10 protein-coding genes, 1 tRNA gene and 1 other RNA gene are annotated in these 10,493 nt (G+C 33.7%); 4 read left to right on the top strand and 8 right to left on the bottom strand.

Translation table 11 applies throughout. The features are described from left to right. Positions 1–204: 204 nt before the first annotated feature. From pta to ACOX6R_RS05615, 3 genes are all read right to left on the bottom strand, one after another. On the bottom strand, positions 205–1,176 hold the full coding sequence (gene pta, locus ACOX6R_RS05625) for a phosphate acetyltransferase (protein WP_433448150.1): 972 nt from the start codon (positions 1,174–1,176) through the stop codon (positions 205–207). Positions 1,177–1,259: 83 nt separating this feature from the next. Then, positions 1,260–2,231: a dihydropteroate synthase gene (gene folP, locus ACOX6R_RS05620; RefSeq protein ID WP_433448148.1), complete on the bottom strand. Its 972-nt coding sequence runs from the start codon at positions 2,229–2,231 to the stop codon at positions 1,260–1,262. 12 nt (positions 2,232–2,243) lie between these two features. Continuing rightward, positions 2,244–3,239: an MBL fold metallo-hydrolase gene (locus ACOX6R_RS05615; protein WP_433448146.1), complete on the bottom strand. Its 996-nt coding sequence runs from the start codon at positions 3,237–3,239 to the stop codon at positions 2,244–2,246. A 58-nt stretch (positions 3,240–3,297) separates the two neighbouring features. Between ACOX6R_RS05615 and ACOX6R_RS05610 the strand changes: the two genes are divergently transcribed. From ACOX6R_RS05610 to ACOX6R_RS05600, 3 genes are all read left to right on the top strand, one after another. Then, on the top strand, positions 3,298–3,714 hold the full coding sequence (locus ACOX6R_RS05610) for a hypothetical protein (protein ID WP_433448144.1): 417 nt from the start codon (positions 3,298–3,300) through the stop codon (positions 3,712–3,714). Between the two features lie 143 nt (positions 3,715–3,857). Then, positions 3,858–4,355 (top strand): RNA polymerase sigma factor, encoded by a 498-nt coding sequence (locus ACOX6R_RS05605; protein WP_433448142.1) that lies wholly within the window; start codon positions 3,858–3,860, stop codon positions 4,353–4,355. Continuing rightward, the gene (locus tag ACOX6R_RS05600; protein WP_433448140.1) at positions 4,339–4,986 is read left to right on the top strand and encodes a zf-HC2 domain-containing protein; all 648 of its coding nucleotides are present in this window, start codon (positions 4,339–4,341) and stop codon (positions 4,984–4,986) included. Before ACOX6R_RS05605 ends, ACOX6R_RS05600 begins: the two co-directional genes overlap by 17 nt. A 110-nt stretch (positions 4,987–5,096) precedes the next feature. Here the strand turns inward: ACOX6R_RS05600 and ssrA are convergent. The 3 genes from ssrA to ACOX6R_RS05585 form a co-directional block, all read right to left on the bottom strand. After that, positions 5,097–5,440, bottom strand: a transfer-messenger RNA (tmRNA) gene (gene ssrA / locus ACOX6R_RS05595). 59 nt (positions 5,441–5,499) lie between these two features. Then, the gene (locus ACOX6R_RS05590) at positions 5,500–6,135 is read right to left on the bottom strand and encodes a VanZ family protein (RefSeq protein WP_433448138.1); all 636 of its coding nucleotides are present in this window, start codon (positions 6,133–6,135) and stop codon (positions 5,500–5,502) included. Continuing rightward, a complete protein-coding gene (locus ACOX6R_RS05585) occupies positions 6,132–6,770 on the bottom strand; it encodes an HAD family hydrolase (protein ID WP_433448135.1) in 639 nt (212 codons plus the stop codon). Before ACOX6R_RS05585 ends, ACOX6R_RS05590 begins: the two co-directional genes overlap by 4 nt. A gap of 223 nt (positions 6,771–6,993) precedes the next feature. On the opposite strand from ACOX6R_RS05585, the gene ACOX6R_RS05580 reads away from it, so the two are divergent. Continuing rightward, positions 6,994–7,070 (top strand) — tRNA-Pro (locus tag ACOX6R_RS05580). Positions 7,071–7,556: 486 nt separating this feature from the next. Here ACOX6R_RS05580 and megL read toward each other — a convergent pair. Together megL and ACOX6R_RS05570 are read right to left on the bottom strand one after the other, a co-directional pair. Continuing rightward, positions 7,557–8,759, bottom strand: a complete 1,203-nt coding sequence (gene megL, locus ACOX6R_RS05575) for a methionine gamma-lyase (RefSeq protein WP_433448133.1) — start codon at positions 8,757–8,759, stop codon at positions 7,557–7,559. 58 nt (positions 8,760–8,817) lie between these two features. Continuing rightward, the gene (locus ACOX6R_RS05570; RefSeq protein WP_433448130.1) at positions 8,818–10,200 is read right to left on the bottom strand and encodes a Na+/H+ antiporter NhaC family protein; all 1,383 of its coding nucleotides are present in this window, start codon (positions 10,198–10,200) and stop codon (positions 8,818–8,820) included. Positions 10,201–10,493 lie beyond the last annotated feature (293 nt).

The following is a 10,493-nucleotide window of genomic DNA, read 5'->3' as shown; positions in this document are numbered from 1 at the left end:
AAATTTCAAGGATTTATATCATTTTTGTGAAGAAAATTAAAGTTTTTCATAGATTTATCTGGATTTTTGTAAAGTTTTAAATTTTTTTCTCTCTTATATCATAGACAAAGACCCAAATAAATTTATCTTGCCGAAATACTTTAATATATTTTTTCAAATTAATAGAGACTCCCAAAATGGAAGCCTCATGTCTTAAGTTTATTATTAAAGCACTGCTTCAGCTGCTGTTATGATTGCAAGTAAATATACTTCATCTTCTACACAGCCACGAGACAAGTCATTAACTGGAGCATTTAATCCTTGAAGGATAGGTCCAACAGCTTCGAATCCGCCAAATCTTTGAGCAAGTTTGTATCCGATGTTTCCTGCTTCGATGTTAGGGAAGATAAATACATTTGCTTCACCTTTTAGTACAGAGTCTGGTGCTTTTTTCTTAGCAACTTCTGGTACAAAAGATGCGTCAAATTGTAATTCTCCGTCGATGCAAAGATCTGGATTATTCTTTTTAGCAAGTTCTGTCGCTTCTCTTACCATGTCAACTCTTTCGTGTGATGCTGATCCTTTAGTTGAGAAAGAAAGCATTGCAATCTTTGGATCAATTCCAAAAGATTTTGCAGTTTCGTTTGATACTTGTGCAACTTCTGCTAAGCCTTCTGCATCAAGGTCAGTGTTAATAGCACAGTCTGCCATTAGATATTTTTCGTCATCTCTTAGCATTAAGAATGCTCCTGATACTCTTTTGTATTCAGGTTTAGTTTTTATAATTTGAAGAGCTGGTCTTACTGTGTCTGCAGTTGTGTGAGCTGCACCTGATACTAGACCTTCAGCTTTTTTAAGGTAAACAAGCATTGTTCCAAAATAGTTGTGATCTTTTAAAATTTCACGAGCTTGTTCTTCGTTTACTTTGCCTTTTCTTCTTTCTACAAATGCTTCTACAAGTTTGTCAATTTTGTCGAAGTTAAGTGGATCGATGATTTCTAGTTTAGAAATATCTACTCCTTCTTTTTTAGCAACTTCTTCAAGTTCTTCCTTTGTTCCAAGAAGAATTGGTTCAAGAACTCCATCGTCTTTAAGTCTAACTGCTGCTCTTAAAACTCTCTTGTCATTTCCTTCTGGAAATACAATAGATGGTTGTTTAACTTTAATTTTCTCTTTTAATTCATCAATTAATGACATATAGTCCCCCTCATTCTAAATTATAATTTAATACATATATTATATATCTTATTTTTTTATATTTAAAGACTTTTACAAGGCTTTTACTTATACGCGTCAAAATTTACATCTTTAAGATTGTCATTTAATCTTACAGCATCTCCCACAATCTTTGCAAGTTTGTGGTGTTTAACAGTGTGAACACGGAGAACTTCCACTCCCTTATATGCTCCAATTGTAGTAAGAGCTGCCGATGCTTCGTCGCGATTTTCAAAACCAAGCTCTTTATCTGGGTCACTTTCTATATTATTTTCATTTAATAAATTTACGATAAATCTCTTTCTTGAAACTCCCAAGAAAGTAAAGTATCCCATCTCTTTAATCACATCAATTTTATCAACAAGTTTTAAGTTTTCTCTCTTAGTAAGTCCAAATCCAATTCCCGGGTCGAGCATTATTCTATTTTTGTCGATTCCGTTCTTTTCACAAAGTTCAAGTGACTTTTCAAAATATTTTTTCATAAGCTCAACAATTTCCATGTCCTCAAAAGATTTTAATTCGTCTTCATTAAAGGCAAAACCTGTGCCAAATTTTGGGAATTTTTTTGAGCTCTCGTGAAAGGGTCTTGCAATAACTGGATTAAACATAATTATGGCGCCGACATCACTTTTGCCGACAACTTCTGCCATTTTAGGATCTCCTAAAAATCCTGTAATATCATTTACAATGTCAATTCCAGCTTCGATTGCAGCCTCTGCAACATCAGCTTTCCACGTGTCTATAGAAAGTGGAACGTCTGTAAGACTTTTTAACTTTTTAATCACAGGAACTACTCTATTTATTTCCTCTTTAATATCAACATAAGTAGAGCCAGGTCTTGTTGACTCGCCTCCGATATCAATCATTCCTGCACCTTCGTCTATTAACTGCAAAGCTCTTTTAACAGCACTGTCTACTCCAAAAAATTTTCCACCGTCAGAAAAAGAATCTGGCGTAACATTTACAATGCCACAAAGAATTGTTTCGTCGCCACTTTTAATAGATTTGTCTTTGAACTTAAAAATATTTTCTTCCATAACTACTCCTCGTTATTTTTTGTAATACTTTAGAACTCCATTTTCGTCTTTTCTAAAATCAGCTTCACCTTTTGCCCTCAAGTATTCCAAGTGAGCGTGAGCCTCTCCTGCTGCAAAAAACTTTTGAGACTTAGGGAATTTGTTAAAGTCCTTAGAAGAAATATCCCAGCTCATGTTTTCTGCAATATCGCGAACTGTGCACTCGTCATTTTCACTAAGAGTCTTTAGCGCTTCGCCCACTCTATGCTTGTGATGAAGTTTCAACTCTTCTATTCTACCACTAATATCAGTAATAAGCTGCCTGTGTGAAGAATAAAGATGATCTATTTCCATATCTTTTACTTTCTCGATGTTTTTAAGGTATCTTCCAAGTGAGTCGCCCACCTCAAAGCTCCAGAAAGTTATGTTTGGAGTAATTTTATTTAGAAGATGGTCTCCACAGAAAAGAATTTTTTTATCCTCATCATAGAGCCCAACCATGCCTGGAGTGTGACCTGAAAAATCAACTCCCTTAAATTTAAAATCACCAACAGTTAGCATGTCCCCAGGATTAAGTGAAGTGTATGGGAATTTTTTCTTAGGTCTATACTTAAAACCAGGGTGATCATCAATCTTAAGTTCGTCAACATCAAGGCCCTGCATGTGTGCAGTTTTCATTACATCCTTCCACCTAGGAGAGTTTGCATCTGCCATATCATTCATCATTTTATAATCAACATCACCCATGTAGACTTTTACGCCGAGCTCTTCACTAAACCATGATCCAAGGCCTGTGTGGTCTGAGTGAAGGTGAGTTAGAAATAATTTTGTCTTAGCTAAATCTATTTCCATGTCATTAATGTAGTCCATCATTTCTTTTCTAATCTCTTCAGTATTAAATCCTGTGTCCACTATCATGGCCTCGCCCTTTGACTTTACCATGTAAATATTTATACTCTTTAGTGGATTTCCTCTTAACGGAATAATCTTACAATAAACACCATCTTGCAGTTTTTTAATTTCTGACATATATCCTCCCTATTTGCTCAAAATATAAAAACCTATATAATAAAGTAGAGGTGATTAAATGAGCGATTTTTTACTAAAAATATTTGAAAAAGAGACAATAAACAAATTGCCGCTAGATAGATTATACCCAATACTTGAAAGTTTAGACGATGAGCAGCTTCTACACATTGCAGATACCTATAGCTTAGATATAGAAAATTTAAACGGACAAGAAAAAATAACTGCACTAGAAAAAGAAATCAAGGGACGCTTTAGTGAAGTTCTAAACACATTTGACGAGAAGGAGCACAAATCCTTTTACGACTTCTACAACGGAAGCGTCGACTACAGCGACGAAAATGTCTATGTCAACATGAAAAAGTTCACAGCCCTCGGTTACATGTACCTCTTCCTATCAAAGTCCGGCACATACTTTAACTTCGTAATACCAGTTGAACTCGTTGAGATTTACGAGAACTTGCTTGCAAATAGTTAAGTTTAATAAATATAATACTTATATCAGCATTACAATTTTATATAAATTAAAACACTTCCTCACATTGGGGAAGTTTTTGATTGCATAAAAATTTTTGTAACATTTCTAAGGCTTCGCAGTTATTAAAGTGAAAGGAGGATTAAATGGACATTGAAAAACTATACAGACTTTATTTTAAAGACGTATTTCTTTACTTATTAAGCATGAATCTTTCACAAGATTTGGCAGAAGAAATAACGCAAGAAACTTTTTACAAAGCCATAAAGTCCATCGACTCCTTTGATGGAACAAAAGACATACGCGCATGGCTCTTTACCATTGCCAAAAACACCTACTTCAGTTTTTATAAAAAACAAAAGAAGCTTATCCCCATGGAAAGCGAAGATAATTTATTTGAGAAAGACTCTGATATTGTTCAAAAAATTGAAAACGAAGAAGTCGCTTTTGAAGTTCATAAATTCCTCCACGAAATGAAAGATCCTTACAAGGAAGTTTTCACGCTGAGGGTATTTGGTGAACTGCCCTTTGAAAAAATAGGTGCAATTTTTGGAAAGAATTCCAATTGGGCAAGAGTTACTTTCTATCGTTCCAAAAAAATGATCAGGGAATACTTGGAGGTTTTATATGACGAAAAAAATTGATTGCAAAATTGTAAAAGACTTACTGCCACTTTATATCGACGACCTTGTAAGTGACGAAACAAGAATGTATGTAGAAAAACATTTAAAAGAATGCAGCGAGTGCATGGATGAATACGAAAAAATGTCAGAAGAGCTTATCGTTCCCATTAATAGCGAAGTTAATAGAAAAGATGCAGAAATAATCAGTGGAATCAAAAAGAAATTTAAAAATAAAAAATTTAGGTCTTCCCTATTTTCATCTTTAGCTGTGGCTGTAATTTTCATCTCACTATTTTTTTATTCAACGCTCTATGAGATTCCAATAGAATATAGCGCAAATAATATGAATATCATTGAAGATTCCGGTAAGCTTTATCTTAATTATCGCGGAAATTTTTATGGCTCAAAAGGATTTTCATATTCAAAAAACTATAAAGATAAGACAACAGATATAATTTATTTATACGACACGCCTCTTGAGAAACTGATGTCTAAAATAAATAAAAATGAAGGTAAAAATAAAATTTCTAGAATATATGTAGGAGGTGCCAAAGATATCTCCAAAGTATATTACGGCAAATTTAACATAAAAGATTCAAAAGATATGAAAGAAGAAATTAAAAACAAAAAATTGATTTGGAGTAATAATTAGGTTTTTATTTAGATATAAAAATATAACTCGGCTACACATAACAGTAGCTGAGTTTTTTGATGCGTTTTTTTACTTAGTTAATAAAAAAACCTGGACTAAATCCAGGCGTGTGGTGGAGGCGGCGGGAGTCGAACCCGCGTCCGAAAGTCCGTCACAGAGAGCTTCTCCGAGCGCAGACATTTTTAAGTTTTTCCTCAAACTACTAAAAGGTCAAACTGATTTGAGGTATCGCCATAAACCCCCTCTGCTATGGCGCCTCACAGAGTTCGTGTTCCGCTAAATTTGAAACCCTTTAATAGATCGCGGAATCTATCAAGGATTGCCGCCTATTCTTAGGCAGCTAGTGCGAAATTATTTTCGTCGTTTATTTTAATGGACCATTTTTACGTTGTGTGATCCATCAACGGCTCGCTACTCAAAGCTCAAAACCCCCGTCGAAACCATTTTCGCCCCCATGTAATCTGAAGAAATATTATACTAAAAAAAGCCCTTTTTGTCAATTTGTGGGCTTTCTCAGTGTCTCTTAAACCTATTAACTTTTCTTTTTTTGCTCTTCTTTTTACCATCTTCTGATAAAAATTTTCTCCAGATTAAAAATCCAATAACTCCACCTGTGACATTTAAAATTACATCGTCAATGTCAACTGAGCGACCTATAAAAAATTGTGTAAATTCTATAAAAAAAGATGTCAGTAGAGCTAATAAAAATAATTTCGATAGCTTTCGAAATCTTTTAGAAATCTCTGGCACTAAAATTCCAAAAGGTAAAAATATTACAATGTTTCCAAGAATATTTACAAGTGTGTGACTAAATCCAGAATATTTTATATAGGATTTCATAGTTCTAAAGGGATAAAAGTTAACCCCCCACGCTCCATCACTCATTCTGTCCTTGAAGTTTCCCACAAAGTCAAAGTTTGCACTGGTAAGGTTAATCCCCATTGAACTTATTTTGGCATTTGATGTAAATAAAAGTACGGACAAGACTGCCAAGTACGATGTGAAAATCCTAATTAAAATCTCTCTTTTAAGACTAGTTTTTACTCTATTTTTCCTTACATACCAAGTCCTAATTACAGAAAACAAAAAGAAGGTTACTACAAAAGCAAATAGTGACTTTAGAAAAAAGTATTTAAAAAGTGGCTTCATATTTCAGTTAGTTCTATTAAATTTGAAATATAATACTCCTGTTCTTCTTTTATTATGTCCCACTTGTCGTCTGAATTTTCATCATAAATTCCAACTGGCACAAGGCCCGCCTCTTTTGCAGCTCTAAGTGCCAAGAAAGAGTCGTCTATTAAATATACATCCTCTGGCGCCTCACCAATAGTTTGCGCAATCTTTAGGAAAAATTCTTTTTGGCTCTTTAAATATCCTACATTATCAACAGTAAATATTTTTTCTGCATAAGCGTAAAGATTATATTTTTTTGCCACAATGTCTACAAAGTTTTCTGCAGTTGATGTTCCGATTACAATTTTATATCCCCTAGACTTGAAATAATCTAAAATTTCAATGGCATTATCTTTTAGTGGCACTTTATTTTCATAAAAATCAGCAACAATTCTCGAAAATTCTCTGTGTAATTCTTCCAGACTCTCCTCTAAATTGTAATAGTCCTTTAAATATGCAAGAGACTTTTCCAAACTCATTGTAGTCATCTGGTGCTGAACTTCGTCATCTATGTCAATTGACTTCGTCTTTAAAAAATCGCGAGAGACAGATCTCCAAAAACCCATTGAGTCGACTAATGTTCCATCTAAATCAAAAATAATAGCTCTCATCCAATCCTCCTTTTTATATTATTTCATGAACTATTTTAATATTTAATGCCATAAAAAGCAACTTATTTCGAAATCAAGAGAAATAATGAGCAATACTTAGTATTTTTTTGATAATATGATTTATATTGAAATTTTACATAGTTTTTACTTCTATAATTTTGAATTGAATAATTATTGGCGTTTTGTTTTTTTCTCTATAGGATATATAATATATAAGCGTCGTCGGGGTGTAGCGCAGTTTGGTAGCGCACGTGGTTTGGGACCATGGGGCCGGGGGTTCAAATCCTCTCACCCCGACCATATTTTTAACGTCTGTTCATTCAGACGTTTTTTTATTGCCTTTTTCTTTTCAAAGGATTTAAATAAAATATTTTATACATATCTATAAATATAGTTTCTCTAACCTCTATCATTTTATAAATATATAATCACGTTTAACTTAAACTTTTCCATAAATAACTAAGTTTATTCTATAAGTTTTAAAATTATTCCGCTTCACGCTTATATTTTTTAACTTTTCCGTGTTTTCTCATTTTTTATTTTACCTATTCGCGTCCAAGTTTTAATCTCTTATCCTTAAAACATAAATTAAAAATCTATTCTACTCATCTTCTTTAAATAAATCCAATTTATTTAATATAAAATTTCACGATTTTAAATTTCAAATTAGTTTACTCAATTTAAAATTTGTAGCTAATCTTAAAGACATAAAAATACCAGAGCTAGTAGTGCTAACTCTGGTATCTATTTAACTTTATGGAGTTTTTATCGCTATCTTAAAATTTTTTATACTTGTTCAAAAGCTTGTTTTAAGTCTGCGATAATATCATCGGCATTTTCAAGACCAACAGAAAGTCTAATTAATCCTTCAGAGATTCCTGCTGCTGCCCTTTCTTCTGGAGTGTATGGAGAGTGAGTCATTGATGCAGGGTGTTGAATTAGTGTTTCAGCATCGCCTAGTGAAACTGCAAGAGTGCAAAGTTTTACGCTGTCCATTAATTTTTCTCCAGCTTCTTTTCCACCTTCAATTTCAAATGCAATCATTGCACCTGGAAGAGCCATTTGTTTTTTAGCTACATCGTAATATTTAAAAGATTTTAGTCCTGGGTATTGTACATTCTTTACCTTTGGATGTTCTTCTAAGAATTCTGCAACTTTTTGAGCATTTGCACAGTGTTTTTCCATTCTAATTTGTAGAGTCTTCATTCCTCTTAAGATTAGATATGCGTTTAATGGTGCAAGTACAGCTCCTGTACAGTCTTTGATACCAACAAGTCTTACTTGGTCGATTAACTCTTTTCTACCTACAGCAAATCCAGCGATTACGTCGCCGTGGCCGTTAAGGTATTTTGTTGCAGAGTGAACTACAATGTCTGCACCAAGTGTAAGTGGTTTTTGAATGTAAGGTGTGCAGTAAGTATTATCTACAATTACAAGAGTATCTTTATTTTTTTCATGAACTCTTTTAGCAGCAAGTTCAATGTCGCAAATGTCCATATTTGGGTTTGCTGGAGTTTCTAGATAAACAATTTTAGTGTTATCTTTCATTGCATTAATGATATTATCAACATTAGTTATGTCAACGAAATCAACTTCAATTCCCATTCTTGTAACTGCGTGTTCAAAGAATGCAAATGTACATCCGTAAAGAGTTTTAGCTGCAACAACATGATCTCCGCAAGAGATAAATGGCCAAATTGCTGATGTGATTGCGCCCATTCCTGATGCAGCAGATACACAAGCTTCGCCTTCTTCAAGAAGTGCAACTTTTTCTTCTACTTGAGCATTAGTTGGGTTTCCAAGTCTTGAATAAATATATCCATCTTCTTCTAATGCAAATCTTCTGCCACCTTGTGCAGCATTGTCAAAAATAAATGTAGAAGTTTGGTAAATTGGAGTAGCTAATGCTCCGTATTTGTTCTTTTCATATCCGCCGTGGATTGCTTTAGTTTCAAAATGCATTTTCTTTAATTCGTCTTTACTGTTCATAAAAATCCTTCTTTCTTTAATTAATTTATTTTATTGGCAAACGACCTATTAAGTTGTCTTATTTAACGCTTTGTGTTTTTGACATTGGTTGGTCAAGTTCGAAATCCCACTCATCTTTAGGATCTGCAAATCTTACGAAAATTGAAATTATTGCAAATACTGCTAGTAGTCCTTGGTACCATAGGAATGGAATAATTTCTACTGGCGCGATTGCTTGTGCACCAAGTTCTTTTGTAAGACCTGCTGCGATAAGAATTTGTGCACCGTAAGGAATAATACCTTGCATTACACAAGAGAATGTATCCAAAAATGATGCTGATCTTCTAGGGTCAACCTTAAAATCTTTTGAAATTTCTTTTGCTACTGGACCATCAACTATAATTGCTACAGTGTTATTTGCAGTTGCAGCATCAGTTACCATAGTGAGTAAAGCAATTGAGAATTCTGCAGATCTTACGTCTTTTGCAAATCCACTAATCTTTTGAACGAGCCATTCAATACCGCCGTTTTTAGAAACCATGTAAGAAAGTCCACCAGTCAAAAGAGATAGCAAGAATATTTCAAACATTCCACTAAATCCAGTGAAAATATTTTGTGCAAATTCCATCATTGTGATTCCGCCTGTAGCCATGCCGATAATTCCTGAAAGAATAATTCCACTTGTAAGTACTAAGAATACATTCATTCCAGCAAGTGCTGCTATTAGTACGAATAAATATGGAATTATCAATACAAAGTTGTATGGAAGATCATCTAACATAACTTCGCCTGCAGGTTTACCTACAACAAGTAAGATTATAAAAGTAATAATTGCTGCAGGAAGTGCAATTTTTATATTGGCTCTAAATTTATCTTTCATCTCAACATTTTGTGTTCTAGTTGCTGCAATAGTTGTATCAGAGATAATTGATAAGTTATCACCAAACATTGCTCCACCAACTAGAGAACCAATAACAAGTGGAAGTGGAAGATTACCTTTAAGGGCAACTCCAACTGCAATAGGACCAACTGTTGAAATTGTACCAACAGAAGTACCAGTTGAAATAGAAATAAAACATCCTATTAAGAATATTCCAGCAGTTATGTATTGAACAGGAATAAGAGATAGTGCGAAGTTTACTACAGAGTCAACACCGCCAGATGCTTTTGATACTGTTGCAAAAGCTCCTGCAAGTATGTAGATTAGACACATGATAATGATGTTTTCGTCACCACATCCACGCACAAAGTCTTCAAACTTGTCGTCAATAGTACCTTCAAACATTATAAATGCCAAAATAATAGCTGGAAGTATACAAACCGGTGCAGCCACTTGATAGAAGGCCATCTCAACGCCCTTGGCATTTAAAATAATACCAGTTAGTAAATAAACAAGCACAAATACCACAAATGGCAAAAGTGCCGCGCCATTGGCTTTAGGTTTTAATTTTTTGCTTTCCATAATACCCTCCTAATAACAAGAATAAAACCCTAATAAACGCTTAAGTTAGAAAGATGATGTGATTTAAAAACGTTTTCTAGTAAAGGTATCAGTTCATTATAATTTTTTAAAAAATAAACGCTACTTTTCCTATAAATCTTTTACTAAATAATGTAGAGTAACTGGTTAAAGCACCTTATCGCCTTTCATTTTTAAATATCTTAAATGAATAATCTTTTAATATTAAACATAATTTAGTATAAATTTAAAATCAAGCTTTCTAACTTCTCGGAAAAACATTTTCCATTGCTTCT

The organism is Peptoniphilus sp. (assembly GCF_050943655.1).
Taxonomy (GTDB): domain Bacteria; phylum Bacillota; class Clostridia; order Tissierellales; family Peptoniphilaceae; genus Peptoniphilus_A.
Note: the sequence above shows the minus strand (reverse complement) of the source record. Positions and strands in the feature narration are given on the sequence as shown.